Annotated in this window: 27 protein-coding genes; 13 read left to right on the forward strand and 14 right to left on the reverse strand. The window is 70.0% G+C overall.

All coding sequences use genetic code 11. From position 1 onward, the window contains the following. Nucleotides 1-63 precede the first annotated feature (63 nt). Nucleotides 64-363, forward strand: a complete 300-nt coding sequence (locus tag F4560_RS06190; protein WP_184917392.1) for a DUF8817 family protein — start codon at nucleotides 64-66, stop codon at nucleotides 361-363. Here F4560_RS06190 and F4560_RS06195 read toward each other — a convergent pair. The 7 genes from F4560_RS06195 to F4560_RS06225 form a co-directional block, all read right to left on the reverse strand. Continuing rightward, nucleotides 354-929 carry a hypothetical protein gene (locus F4560_RS06195; protein ID WP_184917395.1) on the reverse strand — a complete coding sequence of 192 codons (576 nt, stop codon included), beginning with the start codon at nucleotides 927-929 and terminating at the stop codon, nucleotides 354-356. The two genes, F4560_RS06190 and F4560_RS06195, sit on opposite strands and share 10 nt — an antisense overlap. Before the next feature lie 131 nt (nucleotides 930-1,060). Then, nucleotides 1,061-1,714, reverse strand: coding sequence for a response regulator (locus F4560_RS06200; RefSeq protein WP_184917398.1), 654 nt, complete (start codon nucleotides 1,712-1,714; stop codon nucleotides 1,061-1,063). A 42-nt stretch (nucleotides 1,715-1,756) separates the two neighbouring features. Next, nucleotides 1,757-3,091 (reverse strand): sensor histidine kinase, encoded by a 1,335-nt coding sequence (locus F4560_RS06205; protein ID WP_184917401.1) that lies wholly within the window; start codon nucleotides 3,089-3,091, stop codon nucleotides 1,757-1,759. Nucleotides 3,092-3,103: 12 nt separating this feature from the next. Further along, the gene (locus F4560_RS06210; protein ID WP_184917404.1) at nucleotides 3,104-4,519 is read right to left on the reverse strand and encodes an alpha/beta hydrolase; all 1,416 of its coding nucleotides are present in this window, start codon (nucleotides 4,517-4,519) and stop codon (nucleotides 3,104-3,106) included. Between the two features lie 77 nt (nucleotides 4,520-4,596). Continuing rightward, nucleotides 4,597-5,244, reverse strand: coding sequence for an endonuclease (locus tag F4560_RS06215; RefSeq protein ID WP_184917407.1), 648 nt, complete (start codon nucleotides 5,242-5,244; stop codon nucleotides 4,597-4,599). Then, on the reverse strand, nucleotides 5,241-5,936 hold the full coding sequence (locus tag F4560_RS06220; RefSeq protein WP_184917410.1) for a YwaF family protein: 696 nt from the start codon (nucleotides 5,934-5,936) through the stop codon (nucleotides 5,241-5,243). The genes F4560_RS06215 and F4560_RS06220 overlap by 4 nt, the downstream gene beginning before the upstream one ends. 100 nt (nucleotides 5,937-6,036) lie before the next feature. Next, nucleotides 6,037-6,405 (reverse strand): STAS domain-containing protein, encoded by a 369-nt coding sequence (locus F4560_RS06225; RefSeq protein ID WP_184917413.1) that lies wholly within the window; start codon nucleotides 6,403-6,405, stop codon nucleotides 6,037-6,039. Between the two features lie 142 nt (nucleotides 6,406-6,547). Between F4560_RS06225 and F4560_RS06230 the strand changes: the two genes are divergently transcribed. Then, nucleotides 6,548-7,474: a universal stress protein gene (locus tag F4560_RS06230; protein ID WP_184917416.1), complete on the forward strand. Its 927-nt coding sequence runs from the start codon at nucleotides 6,548-6,550 to the stop codon at nucleotides 7,472-7,474. A 186-nt stretch (nucleotides 7,475-7,660) separates the two neighbouring features. Beyond that, entirely contained in the window at nucleotides 7,661-8,695 is a 1,035-nt protein-coding gene (locus F4560_RS06235; protein ID WP_184917419.1) for a TerC family protein, read from the forward strand. A gap of 39 nt (nucleotides 8,696-8,734) precedes the next feature. On the opposite strand, the gene F4560_RS06240 is transcribed toward F4560_RS06235, so the two are convergent. After that, nucleotides 8,735-9,511: an SDR family oxidoreductase gene (locus tag F4560_RS06240; protein ID WP_184917422.1), complete on the reverse strand. Its 777-nt coding sequence runs from the start codon at nucleotides 9,509-9,511 to the stop codon at nucleotides 8,735-8,737. 94 nt (nucleotides 9,512-9,605) lie between these two features. On the opposite strand from F4560_RS06240, the gene F4560_RS06245 reads away from it, so the two are divergent. Further along, entirely contained in the window at nucleotides 9,606-9,872 is a 267-nt protein-coding gene (locus tag F4560_RS06245) for a hypothetical protein (RefSeq protein ID WP_184917425.1), read from the forward strand. Here F4560_RS06245 and F4560_RS06250 read toward each other — a convergent pair whose 3' ends face one another. Next, on the reverse strand, nucleotides 9,873-10,037 hold the full coding sequence (locus F4560_RS06250; RefSeq protein ID WP_184917428.1) for a hypothetical protein: 165 nt from the start codon (nucleotides 10,035-10,037) through the stop codon (nucleotides 9,873-9,875). Between the two features lie 20 nt (nucleotides 10,038-10,057). Between F4560_RS06250 and F4560_RS06255 the strand changes: the two genes are divergently transcribed. Both F4560_RS06255 and F4560_RS06260 read left to right on the forward strand, forming a co-directional pair. Then, on the forward strand, nucleotides 10,058-10,393 hold the full coding sequence (locus tag F4560_RS06255; RefSeq protein ID WP_184917430.1) for a hypothetical protein: 336 nt from the start codon (nucleotides 10,058-10,060) through the stop codon (nucleotides 10,391-10,393). A 62-nt stretch (nucleotides 10,394-10,455) separates the two neighbouring features. Next, a complete protein-coding gene (locus F4560_RS06260; RefSeq protein ID WP_184917432.1) occupies nucleotides 10,456-11,481 on the forward strand; it encodes an NAD-dependent epimerase/dehydratase family protein in 1,026 nt (341 codons plus the stop codon). On the opposite strand, the gene F4560_RS06265 is transcribed toward F4560_RS06260, so the two are convergent. Beyond that, the gene (locus F4560_RS06265; protein ID WP_184917434.1) at nucleotides 11,464-12,786 is read right to left on the reverse strand and encodes an NsdA family TPR-like regulatory protein; all 1,323 of its coding nucleotides are present in this window, start codon (nucleotides 12,784-12,786) and stop codon (nucleotides 11,464-11,466) included. The two genes, F4560_RS06260 and F4560_RS06265, sit on opposite strands and share 18 nt — an antisense overlap. A gap of 454 nt (nucleotides 12,787-13,240) precedes the next feature. Here F4560_RS06265 and F4560_RS06270 point away from each other — a divergent pair, with 454 nt between their 5' ends. The 4 genes from F4560_RS06270 to F4560_RS06285 all read left to right on the forward strand — a co-directional run bounded on the left by F4560_RS06270 (nucleotide 13,241) and on the right by F4560_RS06285 (nucleotide 16,010). Continuing rightward, nucleotides 13,241-13,843, forward strand: a complete 603-nt coding sequence (locus F4560_RS06270; RefSeq protein ID WP_184917436.1) for a 3'-5' exonuclease — start codon at nucleotides 13,241-13,243, stop codon at nucleotides 13,841-13,843. Between the two features lie 157 nt (nucleotides 13,844-14,000). Continuing rightward, the gene (locus tag F4560_RS06275; protein WP_184917439.1) at nucleotides 14,001-14,849 is read left to right on the forward strand and encodes a DUF5753 domain-containing protein; all 849 of its coding nucleotides are present in this window, start codon (nucleotides 14,001-14,003) and stop codon (nucleotides 14,847-14,849) included. A gap of 128 nt (nucleotides 14,850-14,977) precedes the next feature. Next, on the forward strand, nucleotides 14,978-15,127 hold the full coding sequence (locus F4560_RS06280) for a hypothetical protein (protein WP_184917442.1): 150 nt from the start codon (nucleotides 14,978-14,980) through the stop codon (nucleotides 15,125-15,127). A gap of 208 nt (nucleotides 15,128-15,335) precedes the next feature. Then, a complete protein-coding gene (locus F4560_RS06285) occupies nucleotides 15,336-16,010 on the forward strand; it encodes a phosphotransferase (RefSeq protein WP_184917445.1) in 675 nt (224 codons plus the stop codon). A 22-nt stretch (nucleotides 16,011-16,032) separates the two neighbouring features. On the opposite strand, the gene F4560_RS06290 is transcribed toward F4560_RS06285, so the two are convergent. After that, nucleotides 16,033-16,902, reverse strand: coding sequence for an alpha/beta fold hydrolase (locus F4560_RS06290; protein WP_184917448.1), 870 nt, complete (start codon nucleotides 16,900-16,902; stop codon nucleotides 16,033-16,035). 107 nt (nucleotides 16,903-17,009) lie between these two features. Between F4560_RS06290 and F4560_RS06295 the strand changes: the two genes are divergently transcribed. Further along, entirely contained in the window at nucleotides 17,010-20,108 is a 3,099-nt protein-coding gene (locus F4560_RS06295) for an ATP-binding protein (protein WP_184917451.1), read from the forward strand. Here F4560_RS06295 and F4560_RS06300 read toward each other — a convergent pair. Beyond that, complete coding sequence (locus tag F4560_RS06300; RefSeq protein ID WP_312868604.1) at nucleotides 20,105-20,710, reverse strand: TetR/AcrR family transcriptional regulator; 606 nt, start codon at nucleotides 20,708-20,710, stop codon at nucleotides 20,105-20,107. The two genes, F4560_RS06295 and F4560_RS06300, sit on opposite strands and share 4 nt — an antisense overlap. A gap of 106 nt (nucleotides 20,711-20,816) precedes the next feature. On the opposite strand from F4560_RS06300, the gene F4560_RS06305 reads away from it, so the two are divergent. Together F4560_RS06305 and F4560_RS06310 are read left to right on the forward strand one after the other, a co-directional pair. Then, the gene (locus F4560_RS06305; RefSeq protein ID WP_184928933.1) at nucleotides 20,817-21,452 is read left to right on the forward strand and encodes a class I SAM-dependent methyltransferase; all 636 of its coding nucleotides are present in this window, start codon (nucleotides 20,817-20,819) and stop codon (nucleotides 21,450-21,452) included. 104 nt (nucleotides 21,453-21,556) lie between these two features. After that, complete coding sequence (locus F4560_RS06310) at nucleotides 21,557-22,015, forward strand: SgcJ/EcaC family oxidoreductase (protein WP_184917454.1); 459 nt, start codon at nucleotides 21,557-21,559, stop codon at nucleotides 22,013-22,015. A 28-nt stretch (nucleotides 22,016-22,043) separates the two neighbouring features. Here the strand turns inward: F4560_RS06310 and F4560_RS06315 are convergent, their stop codons facing one another. Together F4560_RS06315 and F4560_RS06320 are read right to left on the reverse strand one after the other, a co-directional pair. Beyond that, nucleotides 22,044-22,718: a response regulator gene (locus F4560_RS06315; protein WP_184917457.1), complete on the reverse strand. Its 675-nt coding sequence runs from the start codon at nucleotides 22,716-22,718 to the stop codon at nucleotides 22,044-22,046. Next, on the reverse strand, nucleotides 22,715-23,968 hold the full coding sequence (locus F4560_RS06320) for a sensor histidine kinase (RefSeq protein ID WP_312868608.1): 1,254 nt from the start codon (nucleotides 23,966-23,968) through the stop codon (nucleotides 22,715-22,717). The genes F4560_RS06315 and F4560_RS06320 overlap by 4 nt, the downstream gene beginning before the upstream one ends. Nucleotides 23,969-24,050 lie beyond the last annotated feature (82 nt).

The following is a 24,050-nucleotide window of genomic DNA, read 5'->3' on the forward strand; positions in this document are numbered from 1 at the left end:
GTGCGCGGTCCGTGGTCGACCACGGACCGCGCACGATCGCCCAGGTGGCACCCGTACCCGGGTATGCGCCGGGAGCACGTCGAGTTGCACTTCAGCGGCATCGAGGGCTTCGACCCGGCCTCGTCCCCGCAGAACGTCGACGACATGGCGGGCTTCACCGTGATCGACTCGGGCGGCAACTGGATCCGCATCTTCCCGCCGCCGCACACCGCCAAGCCCGTCACAGTGCCCAGCAGGCTCGCCAAGGCCATGGAGAATGCCGCCGTGCAGTGGCCATGGAGAATGCCGTCGTGCAGTCGGCCGGCCGCGGCGCCGTGGCCGCCCAGGCCGGTTGTTCAGGGGCAGTCAGGTGTTCAGGGGTAGTCGCGCTCTTCGTACTGGTCGAGCGAGAGCTGCGCGCGGATGGTGGTGGCCGCCTCGCTGCGACCACCCGGGATCGCGGCCTTGACCGCCTCGATCACCGCGTCACGGTTCGGTGCGAGGGCGGCGCGGTCCCAGTGCGGCTGCGCCAGCTCCGATTCGCCGATCAGCGCAGTCATGGGCGACACCACGTCGGCGGGCCAGACGACGGCGCGGAGCGCGGCGACGTGGGCCTGGTTGGCCTTGGCGGTGGCGTCGGCCAGCGCGTGGACTTCGGCGAGCGGACGGCCTTCGTTGATGCCCTGCTCCAGGTGCTCCAGCGCGAGGTTGTAGGGCGTGACGATGTCCAGGTAACGCCGGGCCGCCTCGTCCTTGGCCAACGGGACCGGCGTCACCGAGGTCGTCGTCCGCGCCGTCGCAGTCGTGGTCGTAGCCGCTGTCGCGGAGTCTGTTGTGGAGCCTGTCGTGACCGCCGGCGCCGCGCCGTTGTCCGCCGTCGAGCAGCCGCTGACCGCCGACAGCACGATCGCCGACAGCAGAATCCGAGCGCCGGTAACGGCGTTGCGCATGGTTCCCCCCAGTGGATCATCTCGGCCACCCCGAGTCCGCTCGGCCACCCGACGACACGGCAGCTCGTGAAACCTCGCGGCGGCAATACGTTTGTCGACCTGATCTTCCAAATCTTCCAACGACCTGATCTTCAGCGGTCGATGGCGGCCAGACCGTGTTCGTAGGCGTAGATCACCGCGTGCACGCGGGTGCGGAAGCCGAGCTTGGTGAAGATGCGCGCCACGTGCGTCTTGACCGTGCCTTCCTCGATCGTCAACGCGGTGGCGATCTCGCCGTTGCTCAGGCCCTGGACGACGTGGGCCAGCACCTCGTGTTCGCGCGGGGTGAGCTGGTCGAGCTGACGGGGCACGGGGCGTGGTGACAGCTGCGCGAAGCGGGCGATGAGCCGCCCGGTGACCTTCGGGTCGATCAGCCCTCGGCCCTCGTGCAGGCTGCGCACCGCGTCCAGGACGTGGGCGGGATCGCTCTCCTTGAGCAGGTAACCGGAGGCTCCGGCGGCCAGTGCGCCGAAGAGGTACTCGTCCAGGTCGAACGTGGTCAGGGCGAGGATCTTGGGGGCGGGGTCGGTCGCGGTGAGACGGGTGATCGCGGCGATGCCGTCGCCGTGCGGCATCCGCAGGTCCATGACGACCACGTCGGGCCTGCGGGTCAACGCCAGGTGGACCGCCTCGGCGCCGTTGGCGGCTTCGCCGATCACCTCGATGTCGGCTTCGCCGTCGAGGACCATCCGCAGCGCTTCCCGCACCGGTTCCTGGTCGTCGGCGACGAGTACCCGGATCGTCACTACGCCGTCCTGTCCATCGCCACTACGTCCTGTCCATCGCCACTACGTCGTCCTGTTCGTCGGTGGTTCGGCGTCCGCGGGCAGTTCTGCGTGCACCCGCCACCCGCGCGACTCATCCGGGCCGATCGACAGGGTGCCACCGACCAGACGCACCCGTTCCCTCATGCCCCGGATGCCCTGGCCTTCGAGGTGAGGGGCCGCGAGGGGGTGAGGGGCCGCGAGGGGGTGAGGGGCCGCGAGGGCTTGGGCACGCCGGGGGCCGGAGCGCTGCGCCTTCATTTTTCCTGCAACACAATCGGCGTTTCCATTCATCCCCGGAGACCGTAACGCTTTTGGGGGATCTTGGTGTCCGGGTCCGTGTCCGGGTCCGGGTCCGTGTCCGTGTCCGTGTCCGGGTCGGGGTCCGTGTCCGTGTCCGGGTCCGGGTCCGGGTCCGGACCCATGTCCGTTGTCGGTGACCGTGACGACCAGCCGGTCCCGGTCGCGGTGCAGTCGAACGTCGACCTCGGTGGCGGCCGAGTGCCGTGCGGCGTTGGTCAGCGCCTCCTGCACCACCCGGTACGCGGTGTGGTCGATGGCGGGCGGCAGCGGTGTGGACAGGCCGGATCGCCGCACCGTGATGCGACGGTCCACGTCGGACAGCCGCTCGGCCAGGTGTTCCAGACCCACGAGGCCGACACCGGATGGCACCTCGCGCAACGTGGTCAGCAGCTCCCGCACCTCGCTCAGCGCCGACAGGGACAGTTCGGCGATCGTGCCGAGCGTCCGGTCGGCGATCGGCGGCGCGTCGACCAGCACCCGGCGGGCCGCGGTGGCCTGCATCCGGATGGCGGTGAGGTGGTGGCCGACGCTGTCGTGCACGTTCCGGGCCAGCTGGGCGCGTTCCTCGGCGAGCACCCGGTCGGCTTCCGCGCGCTGCACCCGCAACGTCTGCTCGGCTCGGTCCCGGTGCAGCCGCAACGCGTAGCCGGTCGCCACCGGCGCGATGCCCATGACGACCAGGTCGGTGATCGTGAAGACCTGGACCGGGCTGCCCGCGATCACGGCGCTGCCCAGGACCCAGCACCCGGACACCGTCAGCACCAGCCCCTGGCCACGCTCGCGGTGGTAGACGGCCGCGCAGAACGTGCCCATCGTGACCAGCATCCCCGGCCACGCGGGCAGGAAGCCGAGGCCGCCGAGCCCCACCACCGCGGACAGCACCGCGGCGGTCAACGGCAGCACGCGCCGCAGCAGCAACGGCAGGCTGACGCACAGGCTGGACCCGATCAGGAGGGGCAGCTCCTGCCGCGGTGAGTGCTGCCCCTCCCAGATCGTCAGGACCACCAGCAGCGCCGTGACACCCACGACGAGCAAGCCTTCCCGGACGTATCGCATGACCGCCATCATCTACGCGGTGCCGCAGGCCGTGCCTTCGGGTGGGAGCGCGCCGGTGGTCAGGTAGCGGTGCACGTGCTCCCGTACGCACGGATGGCCGCTGAGGTACAGGGCATGGCCGCCCTTCGCCGGGACATAACGGGCGTTGCCGAGCTGCGCCGCCACGCGACGTGCGTCCAGCGGTGGTGTCGTGCTGTCGTATTCGCCGCTGGCCACGAGGACCGGCGGCAGCCCGTGCACGTGCAACCGGTGTGGCGGGTAGGTCCGCGTCACCGGCAGGCCGGCGCAGTGGTAGGCCATCATCCACGTCACGGCCCACCCGATGCGGGGCGTGACCTCGCGCAGTTCCGTCTCCCACGACTTCAGCACCTGGTAGCGGGAGGGATACGGGTAATCGCCGCAGAACATGATCCGGGAGAGGTCGGGGTCCCGGCCGCCGATCGCCGGTTCGGCGAACCGCGTGGCGTCACCCGCGTGTGCTTCGGCGAGCGACCGGGCCAGGTCTGGCCACTCCAGGTCGAACGCCGGGTTCGTGCGGGACAGGATCCGCGCCGCGCTGACGGTGGTGCCCTCACCGGGCGCGGGGATCGGTTCACGAGTGGCCCGCGCGATCACCTCGTCCCAGACGGTGAGGACGTCACGGCCGTGCAGCGCGCAACCCGACTCACCGGCACACCACTCGGCGAACCGGCCGAGGTTGCGCTCCAGGGTCTCCGCGCGCGGACGGAGCCAGTCGGGCCAGGAGCGGGTGGTGTGGTCCACCACGCTGTCCAGGTACATCCGGCCGATCCGCCCGGGGAAGAACTCGGCGTAGGCCTGGCCGAAGACGGTGCCGTAGGAGTTGCCGTAGTAGTTCAGCTTCGCCTGGCCCAACGCGGCCCGGATGACGTCCATGTCGCGGGCGACCTGCCAGGAGTTGAGCTTGCCCGCCAGCGGTCCGGCGGCCCGGGTGCAGTCGATCCCGAACTGGCGGTTCACCGTGCGGTACTGCTCGTAGGCGGCCTGGTCCGGGAAGACCCACTCGGCGTTGTCGGGGATCGGAGCCTGGTACGGGCACTCGATGCCAGTGCTCGCCTCGAACCCGCGCGGGTCCGAGACGACGACGTCGAACCACTGGGTCAGGTCGGCGAACACCTCTTTCGCTTGGCGCAGCACCGAGATCTGCTGAGCGGGCCCGCCCATGTTGACCAGCAGCACGCCCTTCTTCGCGGCCTGGTCCCGGGCAGGCAGCATGGCGAGGCCGAGCTTGACGCGCGCACCGGCCGGGGCGGCCCAGTCCGCGGGCACGGTGACGTCACCGCACTGGAGCCCGTCGCCGCAGTCCACCCACGACACCGTGCCTCCAGTGGCCTGCGAGATGCCCGGCGCCACGTTGAGCGCGGTGAGCAGGCAGACCGCGCCCACCACGCCCTTGATCGTTTTTCTCATCGGGACAGCGTGCTTGCCGGGGGCACGGGAGCGCGTCTGTCTTTAGACAGATCTTGGCCGAACGGGTGCTCGGCGCATCACGCCCGGTCCTTTGCGATGGCGTCGACGAGCCGCTTGTCCAGCGTCACCCGGACCAGTCCGGCCGCCAGCCCGGCCAGCTCGTCCGGCGACACCAGGCGTGCCAACGCACGAGGGTTGTCGGGCAGGCCGACGCGACGGGCGCCGGTCAACGCCTTGTCGTCCAGGAACGGCCGCAGTTCCGGCCACACCTGCTGCGCCTCCCGGCAGAAGATGGCCGACCCCACCGGCCCCAGGCGCGGTGTCCGCTCCAGCGCCGCACGGGTCTTCGCCACGTCACCGCCCGCTTCCTCCCGGAGCCGGCGCAGATCACCCCGGTAGTCGTCCACGAGCAGTTGGGCGCCGTCGCCGAGAGCGGTCGAGGTGCTTTCGTCGTAGCGGACGTAGTGGGCGCGGCCTAGCGCGTCGACGCGTTGCTGCCACGTCGTCTTGAGCGTGCCGCGCGGTGTGGCGCAGCCTGTGCCGGCCAACTCGCGCGCCGCCGCCACGGCGATGTCGGCACGGATCCGCGTGGACAGCAGCACGCTGAGGACGAGCAGCCGGTACAGCGGTGACGGTTTGTCCGCGAGCCGGATGCCCGCCTGTTCCGCATAGGTCTGCCCGGCCTGGTCCAGCAGGCGCCGGGCGATGTCCTTGTGCTTGCTCATGCCTTCCGGCTACCCCGCCGCGTCCAAGGCCACGTCATCAACGCCCACACGAGCAGCACGGCCGCGCTCTCGGGCACGAGGTACCACGGCCAGTCGCCGAGGAGGTCCAGCACGGACCCGGTCGACGGCTTCCGGTTGAGGAACCCGTAGTTGGAGCCGAGCACCAGGTTGAGCGCGAACACCGACACCGCCCACAGCACCGTGATCAGCACGGCCATCCGGTAGCCGCGCCAGTCGGGCCGCAGGCCGAGCCCCCAGGTCAGGTAGACGGCCGCCCAGACGACGAACAGGTGCGTGGCCCAGAACAGCAGGAACCCGAGGTCGGGGAAGTTCACCCGCAAGACCGGCGTGACCAGGGCCTGGACGCTCAGCGTCAGCCCCCAATAGTAGGTGAGCGCGAACGCCCACCTGCGTTCCGACCACAACGCGTACGCCGCGACCGGGCCGGCGAGGTCGGACAGTTGCAGCGGCAGCGAGTACTGGACGTCCCAGCGCGGCGGCAGCATCAGGTAGGTGTGGATGGCCACTTCGAGGACCAGGACGACCGCCGCGAACCAGCGGGAGAAGCGACGTGACCGCCGCGTGCGTCCGACCGCCACCACGGCCGCGACACCTACCGCGAACAGCCCCAACACGATCCAGTGAGAGGTGCCGTACGCGGTGAACTCGTGGTCGATCGCTAACGACCCCACACGTCCGGCTACCCCGATGCCGCCCGGATACGCCGCCGGGATTCTTGGCCCGGATACGCCGCCCGGATTCGCGGCGGTCAGTTCGGTCGTTTCGGTCCGGTCAGCTCGGTCGGGCCGTGACCACGTCGTCCAGCGTCGGAACTACCTTGAGTAACCGGTCCACCTCGGTGAGGTGCAGCGGCCGGACCACGGAACGGCGGCTCGCCACGACCGTGAACGGCACGCCCGCCGCGACCGCGCGGTGGTGTGTCTCGAGGAGGGCCGCGATGCCCAGCGAGCCCAGCACCGTCACCCCGGACAGGTCCGCGACCAGCGCCGGAGGCCGTCGGTCCAGCTGGGCGTCCAGCTCGGCGCGGATCAGGTCGACGCCGACCACGTCGACATCACCGGTGACCCGCGTGACGGAAAGGCCTCGCACCTCGGTCGTCTCGACGGCGAGATCCTCGTCCGACGGGTGCAGATCGGTCATGGCAACGCTCCTCGGTGGACCCGGGCGGTGTGACAGTGGCGTCGCGCCGGCCGTGCCCGGCGTTACGTCCAGGCCCGCACCGGTTACCCCGTGCGTCCGCCGGGGTACTCCTCCGGTTCCCGGCGAACCGCGGAGGTGGTGCATGTCCAGCCCTGGGCACGGTGACGCGCGCGGCGCGGTGGTGGTCGGCTTCGACGGTTCGGAGCCGGCCCGGTTGGCCGCGTTCTGGGCGGCCCGTGAGGCGGCCAGTCGGCGGAGACGCCTGCTGGTCGTGAACGTGCTGCGCGGGCCGATGCCGGAGCTGGCCATGTCACCGCTGGCCGTGCCGCTGCCCGACGCGGTGACGGACGAGGCGGTCCGTGGGTACGCCGAGAAGGAACTGGCCGAGGTCGCCGCCGAGTGCGAACGGGTAAGTCCCGGTCTGGACGTGCGGACCTCGCTGGAGGACGGCTACGCGGCCGATGCGCTGAGCCGGGTGGCCCAAGGCGCGGACCTGCTCGCCGTGGGCTCGTCGGGGCGTTCCGGGCTGTCCCGCGCACTGCTCGGCTCGACCACCGCGGACCTGGTGCACGCCCATCCAGGCCCGATCGTGGTGGCCCGCGGTGACGGCGCGGAGGACGGCCGGGTGGTCGTCGGCGTGGACGGGTCCGAGACCAGCGTCCGGGCGGTCGCCTTCGCGTTCGAGTACGCCTCCCGTCGCGGCGGCGATCTGCTCGCGGTGCACGCGTGGGCCGACCTGCCGCTGGAAGCGCTGGCCCCGTTGCGCGAACAGGACGCCAACCGGCGTCAGGTGGAGGAGCAGGCGGCGGCGTTGATCGACCGAAGTCTGGCGCCGCACCGGCAGGACTACCCGGACGTGCGGGTGAGCCGGGTGGTGGCCTTCGACGGTCCCGCGCACGCGTTGCTGGACAACGCGCGGGAGGCCTCGTTGATCGTCGTGGGCAGCCACGGTCGTGGCGCGGTCCGCCGTGCGTTGCTCGGCTCGGTCGGCCACGCGGTGCTCTACCACGCGCCGTGCTCCGTGGCGGTGGTGCACCGCGACCAGGCGACATCAGGAGGGACGTCGTGACCGAACGTTCGTACTCGCTGGGCACGCGCCCGCGGCTGCACGAGCCCGATTCACCCGATCCGTTGACCCCGCCGGACCCCGGTCCACGCCGACCCCGGCCGTCCGGACCACAGCCGCCCGGACCCGAGCCGGTGCCACCGGAGCCGATTCCGCACCCGATGCCGCCGACGTCGGGTCGCTGACGCCGTGCTGACCGTCAGCGGACTCACGTGGGCGCTCACGATCGGCCTGGTCGTGCTGCTGCTCGCGGTGGACATGGTGCAGGCCGTGCTGCGCCCGCACCGGGTCGGGATCGGTGAGGCGACCGCCTGGTCGGTGTTCTACGTCGCCATCGCGGTGCTGTTCGGCGTGTGGTTCACGCTGGAACACGGCGGCGACCTGGGCACCCAGTACTTCGTCGGCTACCTGGTGGAGAAGAGCCTCTCGGTCGACAACCTGTTCGTGTTCGTGATCATCATGTCCACGTTCGCGGTGCCCGAGTCGCACCAGCACAAGGTGCTGACGTTCGGGATCGTGATGGCGCTGGCCCTGCGCGCGGTGTTCATCGCGCTCGGGGCGACGTTGCTGTCGTTGTTCTCGTTCGTGTTCCTGATCTTCGGTCTGCTGCTCATCTACACGGCCGTGCAGTTGTTCCGGCACCGGAACGAGAACCCGGACGTCGAGGACAACCTCGTGGTCAAGACCGCCCGTCGGGTGCTGCCGATCGCCGACGACTACGTGCGCGGGAAGCTGTTCACCCGGGACGACGGCAGGTTCGTCGCCACACCGCTGTTCCTCGTGTTGCTGGCGATCGGCAGCATCGACCTGTTGTTCGCGCTGGACTCGATCCCGGCGGTGTTCGGCATCACCCAGGAGCCGTACATCGTGTTCGTGGCCAACGCGTTCGCGCTGCTCGGACTGCGGGCGTTGTTCTTCCTGGTGAAGGGGCTGCTGGATCGGCTGGTGTACCTGTCGACCGGGTTGTCGCTGATCCTGGCGTTCATCGGGGTCAAGCTGATCCTGCACTGGGCGCACGTCGACATCGACCCGCGGGTGCCCGAGGTGCCGACGATGGTCAGCCTGGCCGTGATCGTCGTGGTGCTGGTGGTGGTGACGGTCGCGAGCCTGGTCAAGACCCGACACGACCCGTCGGCGAAGGCGCACCCCGGTTCCCTGCGCGCCCACCGGTCGCGTGACGAGGCGGGACAACGGCCGGAATCACCACCCCGAGAGCCTTCCTGACCGGCCGGGTGTCGGCGTTCCATCGCGGCAGCCACGTGCTCATGACCGCATTCCCCGGTACGAGGTGGCCCACGGGTCGGGGTGCGCGGCCAGGTAGTCCTCGAACGTCACCGTGCCGTCGGCGTGCTCGGGGGCGAGGTGGCCGCCGGCGCGGTAGGCGCGGAAGGTTCGGCCCGGCGCCCTGACCGGCAGCATCAGCCGTCGACGTCCGGTGGCGCGGAGGAACGCCCCGGCGAGGTCACGGGCGTCCCTGACCTGCGGCCCGGCGAAGTCGGTCGCGCGGCCCAGCGGTTCGCCGACGGCCAGGTCCGCGAGCCGGTGGGCCACGTCGCCCGCGTCGACGGGCTGGAAGCGGAGCGCGGGCACCGGCATCACCGGCGACCTCGCCGCACCGGCGAACAGCACGCGCAACAGGTCGTGGAACTGGGTGGCCCGCAGGATCGTGTGCGGCCGACCGGACCGCTCGATCAACCGCTCGGCCGCGAGTTTGCCCTGGTAGTAGGGCAGGGGCACGCGGTCGACGCCGACGATCGAGACGTACACGAGGTGGGCTCCCACTCGTTCCGCCGCGTCGACCACCCTGCCCGCGATAGCGGCCTCCGCACCCCGGCCGAACGCGGTCGCGCAGTGCACGATCACGTCCATCCCGGCCGCTGCCTCCCGGACTCCCCGCCCGGACCGCAGATCGGCGACCACCCAACCCGGTGACGGCTGCGAACGACGACTCATACCCCGCACCTCGTGCCCGTCGCGCTTCAGCCGTTCGACCACCTTGCAGCCGAGCAGACCCGTCCCACCGGTCACCAAGATCCCCATGGACTCCACCCCCGAATCCTCCCGCTCCTGCGCGAGTCCCGCGGCACGCCGGGGCGGTGCGTCTTGCATTGGCAGGCTCTGACAAGGTGAACCAGTGTTCTTAGCCTTGATCACCACGATTGGTGCGATCGCCGCTGTCACCTCGGCCGTCTTCGATGCGCTGGGCTACATCGACAGGCGGAGAGCACAAAGTGGCCGGGGAGCGGGCACGACATGGCTGCGTGATGTCATCGGCTCGATCCGCTGGCGGCGGATTCGTGCCGCGGTGTTCATGGTGGCCGTCCTGTTGATGTCTGCTACCGCCGACTCAGCCGGCTATTGGTCGATTGTGCGGGACCCGTTCTCCGATCTCGAGGGCTGACTAGATCGGCGCCGTCTTGCCGGATTTGCCGCTGGCGGCAGATGGGCGTCCACCTGCCGCTCGCACGCCCAGCTCTGCGGGGAGTCGGCGCAGGGCCTCGGTGGTGTTCTTGTCACTCACCTCCGCTTCGCCGTCCACAAAGGTCACGTTGAGGGCGTGGATCACGAGCTGCCTGTAGCGCGTGCTTGGCGAACTTCATGATCTCGGCGGCGGCCTCCCATGATCGTTTAGTCCTCCTCTCCGGTGTCGGGTTCGGGCAGGTCGACGCCCAGCGCCGACCCTGCGGCGCGGCCGTCGAGGTACTTGTCCCCGAGGTGGAGGAGCCCCGCGGCGTACAGGAAGGCGTCCTTCTCCTCGCGGGACTTGAAGCACAGGACGAACCAGGACTCCGAGTCCGTGGCGAGTCGGAACCGCTCGTCCTCGCGTGCGGTCCGTTCCCGATAGCCGCGGGCCAGGGGGTCGAGTTCGGCGGTGGAGTCGGCGGCATGTCGTACCTCGGGCTGATGTCGATCATGACCTGACGCGGTACGGCGATGTCGTGGGCCGATTCGTCACTGCCGCAGAGAATTGTCAAGATGTGGTCATGCGACTCCTGGTTCTCGGTGGCACGCACTTCCTCGGCCGTGCGGTCGTGTCGGCCGCACTCGACCGCAGTTGGGACGTGACGATCTTCCGTCGCGGTACATCGGGTGATGACCCGGCCGACGTGCACAGTGTTCGTGGCGACTACACCAACCCTCACGACGTCGCCCGTCTGGCCGAACACGGGCCGTGGGACGCGGTGATCGACCCGTTGGCGTTCGTGCCACGAGAAACCCTGTCAGTCGCGCGCGCATTGAAGGACCACGTGCAGCGCTACGTGGTGGTGTCAACGGTCTCTGCCTATGAGGGGTGGCCGGTCGAACCGCTTATCGAGTCCTCGACAGTGCTCGACTGCCCTTCCGACGCCGGTCCGGACTACGGGTACGACGGCGACCCCGGTCCGTCGACCTATGGATTCGGCAAGGCAGGGTGTGAGCGGGCTGTCGCGGGGACGTTCGGTGAGGATCGGACCACGATCCTGCGGCCCGGCGTGATCCTCGGACCGCACGAGTACGTCGGTCGTCTGCCGTGGTGGCTACGTCGACTGGAGGGTGGGGGGAGGGTTCTTGCCCCAGGCAACCCCGCCCGGACCATCCAGCCGGTCGACGTTCGGGACGTGGCGGACTTCGCGTTGCGCTGCGCTGAAGGCATTTCCGGTGTGTTCAACGTGACCGCGCCGGGGATTGAGACCTTCGGCGACTTCCTGGGCGCGTGCGCCGCCGTGGCCGCGCCCACCGGCACCGAACTCATATGGGCGCCGGACGAGTTCCTGGTCTCGAATGGCGTCCGCCAGTGGACCGAACTGCCCCTGTGGCGTACCTATGCGGGGACGTGGGACGTGGACTCCTCCCGCGCACGTGCCGCCGGACTCACCACACGACCGCTCGCCAAGACCGTGCGCGACACGTGGGAATGGGTGGTCGGGGAAGGACCTGAGCTGAGCAACGAACGGGCCGCTGAACTGGGTATCACCGCTGAACGGGAGGCCGCGTTGCTCGCCGAGTACGAGTCACGGCATCACTGGTGAGGATCGGTACCCGCCATTGGTGATCGCGGGCCGGGTGGAGGAGCGGGCCGGTGAGAGGGCGGCGAAGTCCTCGATCCTCTCGCCCAGCCGCCCGGCCTCGACCGCACCTCGGAAGCGCGTGCCGCCGAGCATGTGGCCGAGGTTGAGCAGCCGAAGGTTCAGCGCTTCGGTTCGGTACTCCGGGTCCAGGGCGAACACCTCGGCCAATGCGTCCTCGGCACCCGCGAGATCGCCTCGGATCGTGCGTGCCGCGCCGAGATCGACCCGTGCGCTGAGAGCGCCGGCCGCCCACTTCGACGCCGCCGGTGTTGTCACGAACAAGTTCAACGCGGCCGTGGCCTCAGCCTCTGCCCTCTCGCCATCGGCCAACGAGACGTATGCCGCGCCTGCGCATAGTGCCCGGCGGGAGCGGTCGAAGCCGAGTTCCCCTCCGGTCTCGTCGAGGAACGGATCCTGCCCGGCCCGGTCCAATTCCTCGTCCGCCAGTGCCAGAGCCACTGCAACCTCCTGCCGGGCGCCGAGTAGTGCCAAGGCGCGGGCGTGCACCGAATGCAACCGCGCACGCGCCGTGCCGTCGGGGGCGGTGTCCAGCGCCGCCGCGGCGAGCGCCGCGGCTTGGCGGGGACGACCAGACCAGAAGGTGATGGTGACCTGGAGGGCCCGTGCCCATGCCTGGAGAGACGAGTGCTCGATGACCGATCCGTAGGTGTGGGCCGCACGGGCTTGCTCCTCGGCCACATCCGGGTGGCCGAGGTCCCAACTCACCGAGGACAGCAGCCCGCATACCTGGCCGGCGATCAGGTACAGCTCGGCCTGCTGGCGCGGTTTGTGTGTGCGGTCAAGCTGGCGATAGACGGTGTTCCGTAGACGCACGAGGTCGCCGAGCAGGTGAAGTGGCGGCGTGACGTAATAAGCACGGGCCGCCCTCTGCGCCTCGGCGTGGAGCTGTTCAAGTGCGGACGGGTCCAGCGCGGAGGCTGCCTGGATCGCGTGTTCCACGGATTCGCGGCCGGCGGCCATGACCATCTCCTTCGGGTTCGTCGTAACGGACTCCACCTCAAGCGATGGCGGGCTCAACAGCGTGGCGACCGGCTCGCCCCACCAACGCTCCAGGACGCGGCGTGCGTCTGCGCGCGGAGCGTCCGAGGTGCCTGAGATCCACCGTTTCGCCTGGCGGTCACTGACATGCGTCGGCTTGCCGGCTCGCTTGCTGACCTCATGGAAGGTCGCGATGAACTCGCGCAGGGTCAGATGCTTCTCTTGCATCCTCTGCTCAAGCCGCGTGCGCGGCGGTTGCTGCGCCATGCCACACCTCCGTATGGCCACGGTACGAGTACGGCGCCTCTTCTCAGGTCGCTTGACGCCGGAATGTCCTCCGAATGGCCCCCAGTGGCCTCGCTATGACCTCGAAATGCACCCGTGCCGACGTCGATCTTGAGTGCATGACACCAGCGGTACTGGTCTTCGTCGCCTTGCTGGCAGGCGCGCTACTGGTCTTGGGCGGATGGTTGGCGCATCGCGTCTACCGGGAGGTCTTGCGCCGCCACCAGGTTGCCCGAGTGCTCGCTGTACTAGGGACTTGGCAGATCGATGGAGACCTCCAGCGAGGTCGCGTTAGCGACTCTTCCCCGCCCTTCCGAGCTTCGGCTGGGTCACGTGCCACCAACGCCCTCGTTCGGTCGGCGCAGCTCGTTCGTCGCTTCTGGTTTGTGCCGATGCCGTCAATGCGCGGACAGGTGAAGCCCGGATGGGAGGGACGATGATTGGTCAGATCACCGCCGCGTTGGCGGGTCGTCGGCTGTCGGTAGTCGATGTGGCGGATAACGGGAGCAGACCGCCGGAGATCGTCGGGATCGGCGTGTTGAACGTGAACGATTCGGTGGTTGACCTGCCGCTGCGCACTTGGCTGGTCCGGCCTGTGGTTCCGGTCAGCTCCGTGGCCGCGAATGTTCACGGCATCGGCAACGGCGATCTTGGGCGGTGTCCGCTGTGGCACGGCGTGGCGCGCGAGGTAGAGCCTGCGTTGACCGGTCGGGTGTTGGTCGCACACGACGCGCCGGCCGTGCACCGAGTCCTCGCCGCCCACCTCCCCGCGTGGCGCCCTCCGCTTGTGCTGGACACGACGGCGCTTGCCCAGCACGTCTGGCCCGAACTGATCCACTACGAACTGAGCGACCTTGTCGCGCACGCCGAGTTGGCCACAGTCGACGTCGATGGTCGGCGCCTGAACCGTGTCGGCCAGCACGCCTGGGACACCTGGTCGTTGCTGCTCGTGCTCGTCGCGGCTGGCTCGCTGACATGGGACGACCTGGTCGAGGCCGCCACCACGAAGGACTTTCGACCGGCCGCGATCGGTCGATGACCAGTCCGGCGATCAACTCGGTGATCGGTGATCCCGGTACCGACTCTGCCCGAACCGGTCATAGCAAACATGTCGCCGACCGAGGCTCTCGCCTTTCGCTCGCGGGGCATCTCGTGCGCCGCCGTCGACACGCTCAAGCCAAGAATCGAGGAGTTCCATGAACGACGAGGAGATGCCGCGGCCTGTCCGGCTGAGCAGCGCGCACAGCCGGGACCTTGGCGAGGAGCTACGCAGGGCTCGCCGCCGCGCCAAGATGCCCTCCAGCATCGCGGCCAGCGGTATGGAATGGTCGATCGGCAAGTTGTCGAAGCTCGAAACGGGCAGTCGCGGGACCGACGTATTGGACATCGCAGCCCTGTTGGGTCAGTACCGCACGGACAAGGCGACCCGCGAGCACATCCTGACCATCGCTGCCGAGCGGGACACGGGCAGCTTCGTGCGTCGCCACAATCGGTCGCCGGACACCCTGGCGGCGTTGAGGGTGCACGAACGGATCGCCCGGACGGTCACCGCCTATGAGCCCCTGACCGTCCCGGCTCTGGCGCAGACCGAGGACTACGCCCTAGCGCTGACCGGTGATCGAGCGGTCGCCTGGACCCGCATGGACCGGCAGCAGGAGCAGCAGTCGGCCCGCCGGGAGTTGGTCGTATACCTCCACGAGGCCGCGCTACGTGTGCGCGTCGGTACGCCGCAGATCATGCGGGACCAGCTGCTTCACCTGACGTTGATGGGCGGCTGGGCTGGCACCCGAGTCCGGATCGTCCCGCTCACCAGCGGTTTCGACGCGATGCTGCGCAATCCGGCTACCCTGCTGACCTTCGACGCCCCCGCCCGGCCTGTGGCCTACGCGGAGATCGACTCCGTGACCGTGTTCCACGACGATTCGGATGTCGTGGCCGCCTACCAGCGCAAGATGGATCACCTCGACAGAGTTGCCCTCGCCCTCGGTGAGTCGCGCAAGGTGCTGGCTCGCTGGGTCAACGCCTACGAGCGCGAGGCTGCCTGACTCCTGCCGCGGTTCAGGCTGCGAAGCGCAGCCGCAGAGACCGCCCAGCCGCCCGGACCAAGAGGTTCGCCCCGCCGCGCGCCACACCCTCCGACACAGCGAAGATGCTCGCCCCTACGGTGGAGGCCATGCAGGCCGCCGGATTCGAGGTGGATCCGACGCTGTGGGCGACCGGCTCCGGAGACTGCACCCAGTGCCACGCCGGGTGTACCAACTGCGGTCAGGGCGGTGACGGCGACGGGCAGTTCACGGGCCGGCAACTGGTGACGATCGGGTAGCACCCGAGAACGAGGAGAGATGACGAACCGTCGTGAATGGAACGACCTGCCCGAAGGCGTAAGGCACTCCGTAGAGCGCAAAGTCGGAGCGGTATTGACAGCGGAGTCGCCCAACGCCGGACGTAGCTCCGAATTGTCGGCGACGCTGTCAACTGCGTCCGGCCCTGTGTTCTGCAAGGGGATCACGGCGGATTCGCCATCGGCCTGGATGCACCGCAACGAGATCGTGGTGAGCCGGTTCCTGTCCGAACAGCTCGCCCCTCGGCTGCTGTGGGACATCGAGGTGGACGGTTGGCTGTTGCTCGGATTCGAGCACGTCTCCGGGCAACACGCCAACATGTCGCCGAACTCACCGGATCTGCCGCTCATCGCCGACGCGGTGGTCGAGATCAGCCGCACCCCCGCACCGCCGGAGTCCGTGGCGCGGCGCCCGATGGCCGCCCAGTGGAAGCGGATGGTCGAGGAGGAAAGCCGGGCCGCGCCGCCTGCCGGTGTCGACCCGTGGTCGGCGGAGAAAGCCGAACTGCTCGCCACCTGGGCCTCCCGCGCCCCCGAGTACATGGACGGGGATCGCCTGATCCACTCCGACTTGAACCCGCTGAACTTCCTCGTGTCGGATCGGGCGCGAGTGATCGACTGGGCATGGTGGCGAACCGGAGCCGCCTGGGTCGACCCCGCGTCGCTGGTGATCCGCCTCATCGCGGACGGGCACGACCCCGAAGCCGCGGAGAAGTGGGCGTTCCAGTTCGGCGGGTTCGCGGAGGCGAACCCGGACGCGATCACGGCCTACTGTGCGTCTCTGGTGCGGCTGTGGGGGCGCAAGTTCCCGGACACCTCCATCACGAACGCCGCTCGATCTTGGATCCAGTACCGACTGACCTAAATGGTCTCAGTCCACACTCGCGCTACCGTGCGAGCAGGTCGCGCAACGCCTTGACGACGTCGGCGGGGGCTTCCTCGGCCATGAAGTGACCGCACGACACGGTCTTGTGGTCCAGGTCGGACGCCCATTCACGCCACCGCGCGGCGGCGTCGAAGCCCAGGGCGGCGCCCCAGTCCTGCTGGAGCACGGTCACCGGCATCCGCAATCGGTTGCCGGCCACCTGATCGGCACGGTCGTGTTCGACGTCGACGGTGGCGGACGCCCGGTAGTCGGCGACGATCGACGGCACCGCCTCACGGGACGCCTTCAGATAGGCGGCACGGACGTCGGCCGGGATCGAGGTCGGGTCGTTCGCCCAGCGGTCGAGGAAGTGGCCGAAGAACGCGTCCGCCGAGGCCGCGATCATGGCTTCGGGCAGGCCCGGCGGCTGCGCCATCAGGTATAGGTGGAAACCCACGGCGGCGGTCGTGCCGTGCATGACGTCCCACATGTCGAGGGTCGGGAGCACGTCCAACGACGCCAGGTGGGTGACCACGTCCGGGTGATCCAGGCCCAGGCGGAACGCGACCAGGGCGCCCCGGTCGTGACCGGCCAACGCGAACCGGTCGTGGCCGAGGGCGTGGGCGACGGCGACCACGTCGGCGGCCATGGTCCGCTTGGAGTAGGCCTGACCGTCGTCGGCCGGCTTGTCGCTGTCACCGTAACCGCGCAGGTCAGGGCAGATGACGGTGTGGTCTGCGGCCAGGTCGGCGGCGACGTGCCGCCACATCAGGTGGGTCTGCGGGAAGCCGTGGAGGAGGACGATCGGGCTGCCCGAGCCGCCCACGGCGACGTTGAGCGACACACCGTCGGCGACGGGCACGCGCTGCCGGGTGAACGAGGTGATGTTCATTCGTGGCTCCTTGGACGAGGTACGGCCCACTCTGCGGTGCCGCGATCAGCGTTCGATCAGCGACGGATCAGCGGTGCCCGCACGGCCGGTCGGATACGTTGTCGGCGATGGTGCGTTTCGGCGTGTTGGGGCCGCTGGAGGCCGAGGACGAGCGCGGGCCGGTCGACCTCAAGGGCCTGCGGCACCGGGCCGTGCTGGCACGCCTGCTGGTGGCCAGGGGCCGCGTCGTCCCGGTCACGCGGCTGATCGACGACCTCTGGCACGTCCCGCCGGACGGGGCTCTCGGCGCCGTGCAGACGTTCGTCGGCACGCTCCGGAAGGCCCTGGAACCGGACCGTCCACCCCGTACTCCAGCCCGCCTGCTGGTCACCGTGCCGCCCGGTTACGCGTTGCGGGCGGAGGACGTGGACGCGTGGCGGTTCGAGGACGACGTCGCGGCGTCGGCCGGCTTGCTGGCACAAGGTCGCCCCGACGAAGCCCTCGTGCTGCTGGACAAGGCGCTGGCCCTGTGGCGAGGACCCGCCTACGCCGAGTTCGCCGACCACGACTGGGCACGCGGTGAGGCCGCCCGGCTGGACGAAGTGCGGCTGCTGGCCGTGGAACGGCGGGCCGAGGCGGCGTTGGCCCTCGGCAAGGCCGCCGAGACGGTGCCGGACCTGCGCGCCCACGTGGCAGGGCACCCGCTGCGCGAGGAGGGCCGACGGCTGCTCGCGCTCGCGCTGTACAAAGCGGGCCGACAGGGTGACGCGTTGGCGACCCTCCGCCAGGCACGTGAAGTGCTGCGCACCGAACTCGGCGTGGACCCCGGTGAAGGCCTGCGGCAGCTCGAGGCGGACGTCCTCGCCCAAGCCCCGCACCTCACGGTCCAAGCCCCACGACCACCCAGCGAGCACCCGTTCGTCGGTCGCGTCGAAGAGCTGACCGCCTTGGCACAAGCGAAGCGCCTGGCCCTGATCTCCGGAACCGCCGGCGCGGGCAAGACCGCGTTGGCCAGAACCCTCACCGAACGCCTGGCCGCCACCGGCTGGACCACCACCTGGAGCACATCCACCACTTGGGCGCAGATGAGCGAAACCGCATCAGGACATGCCGACCCCGTCACCGCGAGGTTCCACCGGCACCGGGCGATCGCCGCCCACCTCGCCACGATCGCCGCGAAGAACCCGGTCCTGCTGGTCTTCGACGACCTGCACTGGGCCGACGAGGAAACCCTCGCCCTCTTCACCGCGCTCGCCGACGCCAACGCCAACGCCAACACCGACGCCCACGCAGACGCAGACGTCGACACCAAACCAGTGCTGATCGTCGGCACGTACCGCTCGACCGACATCTCCGCCGGTCTGGCCGAAGCACTGGGCCGGGCCGCCCGCACCGAACCGACCCGGATCTACCTCGGCGGCCTGACCGAACCCCAGGTCCGGGAACTGGTAGACGCCATCACCGACCACCAGATGACGGCGGCCGACGCGCGCGCGATCCACGCCCGCAGCGCCGGCAACCCGTTCTTCGTCCGCGAACTCACCCGCCTCTGGCAGGCCGAAGGCGACGAAGCCCTCCGCACCGTCCCCGCCGGCGTCCGCGACGTCATCCGCCACCGCCTCACCAAGCTCACCGACACGGCCAGGACCCATCTGCGCCAGGCATCGGTCCTGGGCCGGGACGTCGACCTGGACGTGCTGATCCCGCTCGCCGGTGACGAGGACGCGGTGCTGGACTCCGTCGAAGCCGCTCTCCTGGCGGGCTTCCTGGTCGAGGAGAACGCCGACCGACTCACCTTCGCCCACGCGCTCGTCCACGAAACGCTGTACGAAGACATCCCGCGCGCCCGCCGCGCCCGTTGGCACGCCACAGCCGCCGACGTCATCGAGCAGATCCGGCCGGACGACGTGGAAGCCATCGCCCACCACCTCCTGCGAGCCGGAAACCGCGCCACTGCCGCACGAACCGCGCACTACACCGGTGCCGCGGCCGAACGTGCGGAACGCCGATTCGCACCGCACGAAGCCGCAGCCCTGTGGCGGGAGACGCTGGACCGCTCGGGTCCGGGGGAGAAGAGACTGGAAGCGTTGATGGGCGTGGTGCGGGCGCTGGCCGTGACCGGTGACCTGGCGCAGGCACGCCGTTATCGCGCCGAGGCCGTCACCGCGGCGGTGGGCGATCCTGTGACGGCCGCCCGCACGATCGGCTCGTTCGACGTGCCCGCGATCTGGACGACCAACGACGACGAGGCCCTGTCCGCCGAACTCGTCACGGCCGCCGAACGCACACTCGCCGACCTGCCTCCCGGCCACGAGACCGAACGCGCCCGCCTCCTGATCACCATCGCGATGGAACGACGTGCTGACGCGGGGGAGCGCGGACTGGCGGCGGCACGGGAAGCCGAGGTGATCGCCCGTGACCTGGACGACCCGTCGTTGCTCGCGTTGGCGCTCAACGGCCGTTTCCTCCAGACCTTCCACCGAGCCGGCCTGGCCCCCGACCGTGCCCGGATCGGCGAAGAACTCCTCACCCTCGCCCGCCGCCACGACCTGGTGACGTTCGAAGTGCTGGCCCACCTGATCCTCATCCAGTCCCACGCCGCGCTCGCCGACCTCCCGTCCGCCGACCGCCACGCCACCGACGCCGATGCGCTCGCCGAACGCCACAACCTGCCGCTGGTAGGCGTGTTCACGGCCTGGTACACCGCACTCCGACTCGCCGCGACCGGTCGCCAGGCCGAAGCCCGAGCCGCCTACCGCGCCGCCGCGACCAGGCTCACCGGCACCGGAATGTCGGGACTGGAGCAGGGAATCCTGCCGCTGGCACTGCTCAGCCTAGGCGAAGTGCAGGACACCGACTGGGGTCCGTACGAACGCTGGGCACGCCCACACGTCCTGCTGGCACAAGGCAAACGCGACGAAGCCCTCACCGCCGACGTCCCGGATTCACCGCACGACCTCCTGTTCGAAGCCCGGACCTGTCTGCACGCCAAGATCGCCATCGAAGCCGACGACCGTCCCACGATGGAACGCCTCTACACGCGATTGCTCCCGGCCGCCGGCGAACTGGCCGGAGCGGGCAGCGGACTGCTCACCTTCGGCCCCACCGCCCACCACCTGGGAAACCTGGCCACTGCCCTGGGTCGGCACGCCGAAGCCGCCGAGCACTACCGCCAAGCCGAGGCGATCACCGCCAGAACACAAGCTCCGCAATGGAGCGACGCCTAGCGTGCGGTAAGGAACGCCAACGTGCTCTCGGCCAGTCGGCCCTCGATCACGTCCGGCGCGGGGGCAGTGGCCCGGCGGAACCGCTGCGACGCCACCAGTGACAGCAGCCACCACGCGGCGGCCTCGGGGTCGAGGTCCGGCCGCAGGTCGCCGTCGGCCCGCCCGCGTTCCAGCACCGCGGTCAACGACCGGGCGAACCGCCGCGTCGAGTCACGGGCGGCGGCCTCGATCTCCGGTTCACCGGTGACGGTGGCCGCGTCGGAGAAGATCGCGCCCACGGTGCCGGCGCTGTGCACGTGGTTCAGGTGGTCTGGGTCGAGGATTGCCCGCAGCACGCCGTCGACCGGCACCGTGCTCGCGGCCATGTGGTCGAGCACCAGGCACACCTGGTCGGCGGCGCGGTCGACCACGGCGGCGAACAGGGCGGCTTTGGTGCCGAAGTTCTGGAAGACCACCGGCTCGCTCACGCCGACCCGCCGCGCCACCACCGACGTCTTCCCGCGCAGGTAGCCGACCTCGGCGAACACCTCGGTGGCCGCGGCCAGGATCGACTCACGGCGTTCCGGCGCGCTCATCCGGGTCCGGCGGGCTTGTTCGGTCACCGGCCCATCGTAGTGCCCTTGCCCTCTAACTTAGTGACGACTAAGCTCGCCCTCGGTCACATTGTGAGTCACCACTAAGTTAGGGGTTGGTATGAAACTGGGGCAGATGCTTCACGGCACACCGCACGCCGACGCGCCGGGCGCGATCCAGCACGCGCGGGCCTACGAGCTGCTGTCGAAGGTCGTGTACCTCGGGGACAGGCGGCGCATGTTCAGTCGGCTGGTGGACCTCGCCGGCGTCCGGCCCGGCGATCGGGTGCTGGACGTGGGCTGCGGACCCGGTTACCTGACCGCGCTCGCCGCCGAGGCCGCGTCACCAGGTGGGAGCGCCCTGGGCATCGACCCTTCCGAGCCGATGATCAAGGAGGGGCGGCGCACGCGGGCGAGCGCGAACTGTTCGTTCGAGGTGGACAAAGCCGAGTCGCTCACCGCGCCGGACGGGTCGTTCGACGTGGTCGTGTCGAGCCTGGCCGTGCACCACATCCCGGAAGACGCGCGAGGGCAGGCGTTCGCGCAGGTGTTCCGGGTGCTCAGGCCCGGCGGACGGGTGGTACTCGCCGACTTCCCGCCGCCACGCGGACGCTTCGGCAGGCTCCTGGTCGGCGCGACCGCTGGTGAGGTGATGCGCGACAACCCGGTAGACCGGATCGCGCCCATGTTCGTCGCGGCCGGGTTCGCCGGCCCGGTGGAGAGCCGGATCGGCCCGTTCCTGCACTGCGTCCGCGCGGTGAAGCCCGACTAGGTGTCGGATGACCCGGCAGAACCCGGTCATCCGACAGATGCCGGTGTCGTTCATGGCGACTTACCGTGGGACCTCCGAAGCCCGGCACACCAGGAGGAATCGACATGACACGCAGGCCCGCCGCGCTCACCACGCCGCTCGATGACGAGGACGTCGCCGCGCTGGCGGGACTCCTCGCCGATCTGGAGAACGGCTTCAACCAGAAGGCCGCGGCCGTGCTCGACCGGCCGTTCACCGCGGATGCCGTCGTCGTGGTTCCCGACGGCACGGTGATCCGCGGCTGGGACGACCTGTTCGCCTACCACACGGCCCGGCTCGCCACCGCCGTCGCGGCGTGGACGACGCGCGTGGTGATGCTGAGCGCCTCGTCACCCGGCCCCGACACGGCCCTGGTGCACTTCCGGCAGGAGACCACCACGCCGAGCGGCGGCTTCGCCAACCACGGGACGGTGCTCGCAGTGCGCCGTGAGGGCTCCTGGTGGATCAGCGCGCTGCACAACACCAATGTGGACGATGCCCGCGCGGGCACCACCACCTCTGCGACGCCCTCAAATGGTTCCTGACCTGCGAATATAGGTGCGAAGTCACTGGTCAGGGCTCCGAGCCGCTGGGGCTCACCAGCCCGGTCTCGTAGGCGACCACGACGGCCTGGACCCGGTCCCGCAGCCGGAGCTTGGCCAGGATCCGGGCGACATGGGTCTTGACCGTCGCCTCCGACAGGTGGAGCCGGTCGGCGAGTTCCGCGTTGCTCAACCCCTGCGCCAGCAGCCGCAAGACCTCCAGCTCACGAGGCGTCAACGCGGCCAGGTCGCGGTGCAGGGCGGCGGTGTCCGCACCCCGGTTCGCGAACCGCTCGACCAGCCGCCGCGTGATCGTCGGCGCCAGCAACGCGTCACCCGCGCGCACCATCCGGACGGAAGCGACGAGGTGTTCCGGCGTCACGTCCTTCAACAGGAACCCGCTGGCGCCGGCCGACAACGCGGCGTAGACGTAGTGGTCCAGGTCGAACGTGGTCAGGATGATCACGCGCGGTTCGCCGTCGGCGCCGGTCAGGATGCGCCGGGTCGCCTCCAGACCGTCCAGCTCCGGCATCCGGATGTCCATCAGCACCACGTCGGGGCGCGTGCGCCGGACCGCCTCCACGGCGTCCGCGCCGTTGACCGCCTCGGCCACCACGTCGATGCCGTCGGCGGTGAGGATCATCCGGAAACCGGTGCGGACCAGCGCCTGGTCGTCGGCGACCACCACGCGCAGCGAGCCGGTCACGGTGCCTCCAAGGGGATCTGCGCGGTGACGCGGTACCCGGCGCCGACACGCCGGGCGTTCAGTGTGCCGCCGTACACGGCCAGGCGTTCACGCAGGCCGATCAGCCCGTGCCCGGCCCCGGTGGACGCGCCGGGGCCAGGTGCGCCGCCGGTGTCGACCACGTCCACCCGCAGCTGCTCGGCGCCGTAGTCGATGGTCACGGCAGCCGGCGCGCCCGCCGCGTGCTTCACGGTGTTCGTCAACGCCTCCTGCACCACCCGGTACGCGGTCAGCTCGACCCCCGACGGCAGCGGGCGCGGTTCGCCGGTCACGGTCAGCTCGACCGGCAACCCGGCGTCGCGCACCCGGGCGACCAACGCCTCCAGCTGATCGAGGCCCGGCTGCGGCGCGAGCTCGGCCGGATCGGCGCCGTCCATCGTCAGCAGGCCCATGACGTGCCGCAACTCCGTCATCGCCGCCCGTCCGCCCGCCTCGACCGCGAGCAACGCCTCCTCCGCCTGGTCGGGCGCCGTCGCCATCACCTTGCGGGCCGCACCGGCCTGGATCGTCATCACGCTCACGTGGTGCGTCACCACGTCGTGCAGCTCGCGGGCGATCCGGGAACGTTCGTGCGCGACGGCCCGGTGCAACGCCTCCGCCTGCTCGCGTTCCAGCGCCGACACCTGCGCCAGGCCTTCGTCGGTCCGCACCTTCCACGTGCGAAGACCGTTCGCCGCGACGATCAGCGGCACGAGGATGAGCAGCGGGACGTACCGGTTCGGCACCACCGGCAGCTCCGAGTCCCGGAACACCGCGACCGTCAGCACCGCCACCGCCAGGCTCGCCAACGCCGGCGGCCGGTGCGGGCTGTAGGCGGCGGCCGAGTAGGCGGCGATGACGCACGCGTAGAACGTGAGCCTCGGCCACTCGGGCGGCGTCACGAGCGTCGCTTCGAGCACGATCCACAGCACGGCCAGCGGATACCGGCGACGCAGGGCCAAAGCGGCCGACGCGACGACCGCCACGATCACCGCGCCGACCTCACCGCCCGGCTCGGGGCGGAACACAGGCCCTCTCGGACCGGGGAGCTCGATCGGCGCCGGGAAGTCGCCCGCGTCAAGCGCGTAGTCCACCGACAGGATGCCGACCACCAGCGCCAGCACGATGTCGAAGACGTAGTTGCGCCGCGTGGGCCGGGGGAGCGGACCGGTCGGGAGCAGCACCAGGGTCGCCCAGTACCGCAGTCGGTCCGCCACCGGCGCGTTCGTCACCAGCCCATTCTCGCGGACGCCCGCACACCGAGGCATCCACCCGCGCGCCCTCTCATGTACATCGCTCGCCTACATCTCAGGG

Origin of the sequence: Saccharothrix ecbatanensis (assembly GCF_014205015.1) — a bacterium.
GTDB classification, from domain to species: Bacteria; Actinomycetota; Actinomycetes; order Mycobacteriales; family Pseudonocardiaceae; genus Actinosynnema; species Actinosynnema ecbatanense.

Bases quoted from the DNA above. Each gene is read 5' to 3' on its own strand.
- F4560_RS06205 (WP_184917401.1), bottom strand. From the start codon at position 3,091: ATGCGATACGTCCGGGAAGGCTTGCTCGTCGTGGGTGTCACGGCGCTG.
- F4560_RS06230 (WP_184917416.1), top strand. From the start codon at position 6,548: ATGTCCAGCCCTGGGCACGGTGACGCGCGCGGCGCGGTGGTGGTCGGC.
- F4560_RS06290 (WP_184917448.1), bottom strand. From the start codon at position 16,902: ATGAACATCACCTCGTTCACCCGGCAGCGCGTGCCCGTCGCCGACGGT.
- F4560_RS06310 (WP_184917454.1), top strand. From the start codon at position 21,557: ATGACACGCAGGCCCGCCGCGCTCACCACGCCGCTCGATGACGAGGAC.
- F4560_RS06295 (WP_184917451.1), top strand. From the start codon at position 17,010: ATGGTGCGTTTCGGCGTGTTGGGGCCGCTGGAGGCCGAGGACGAGCGC.
- F4560_RS06190 (WP_184917392.1), top strand. From the start codon at position 64: ATGCGCCGGGAGCACGTCGAGTTGCACTTCAGCGGCATCGAGGGCTTC.
- F4560_RS06260 (WP_184917432.1), top strand. From the start codon at position 10,456: ATGCGACTCCTGGTTCTCGGTGGCACGCACTTCCTCGGCCGTGCGGTC.
- F4560_RS06215 (WP_184917407.1), bottom strand. From the start codon at position 5,244: ATGAGCAAGCACAAGGACATCGCCCGGCGCCTGCTGGACCAGGCCGGG.
- F4560_RS06285 (WP_184917445.1), top strand. From the start codon at position 15,336: ATGCACCGCAACGAGATCGTGGTGAGCCGGTTCCTGTCCGAACAGCTC.
- F4560_RS06210 (WP_184917404.1), bottom strand. From the start codon at position 4,519: ATGAGAAAAACGATCAAGGGCGTGGTGGGCGCGGTCTGCCTGCTCACC.
- F4560_RS06270 (WP_184917436.1), top strand. From the start codon at position 13,241: ATGATTGGTCAGATCACCGCCGCGTTGGCGGGTCGTCGGCTGTCGGTA.
- F4560_RS06280 (WP_184917442.1), top strand. From the start codon at position 14,978: ATGCAGGCCGCCGGATTCGAGGTGGATCCGACGCTGTGGGCGACCGGC.
- F4560_RS06195 (WP_184917395.1), bottom strand. From the start codon at position 929: ATGCGCAACGCCGTTACCGGCGCTCGGATTCTGCTGTCGGCGATCGTG.
- F4560_RS06275 (WP_184917439.1), top strand. From the start codon at position 14,001: ATGAACGACGAGGAGATGCCGCGGCCTGTCCGGCTGAGCAGCGCGCAC.
- F4560_RS06265 (WP_184917434.1), bottom strand. From the start codon at position 12,786: ATGGCGCAGCAACCGCCGCGCACGCGGCTTGAGCAGAGGATGCAAGAG.
- F4560_RS06225 (WP_184917413.1), bottom strand. From the start codon at position 6,405: ATGACCGATCTGCACCCGTCGGACGAGGATCTCGCCGTCGAGACGACC.
- F4560_RS06240 (WP_184917422.1), bottom strand. From the start codon at position 9,511: ATGGGGATCTTGGTGACCGGTGGGACGGGTCTGCTCGGCTGCAAGGTG.
- F4560_RS06305 (WP_184928933.1), top strand. From the start codon at position 20,817: ATGCTTCACGGCACACCGCACGCCGACGCGCCGGGCGCGATCCAGCAC.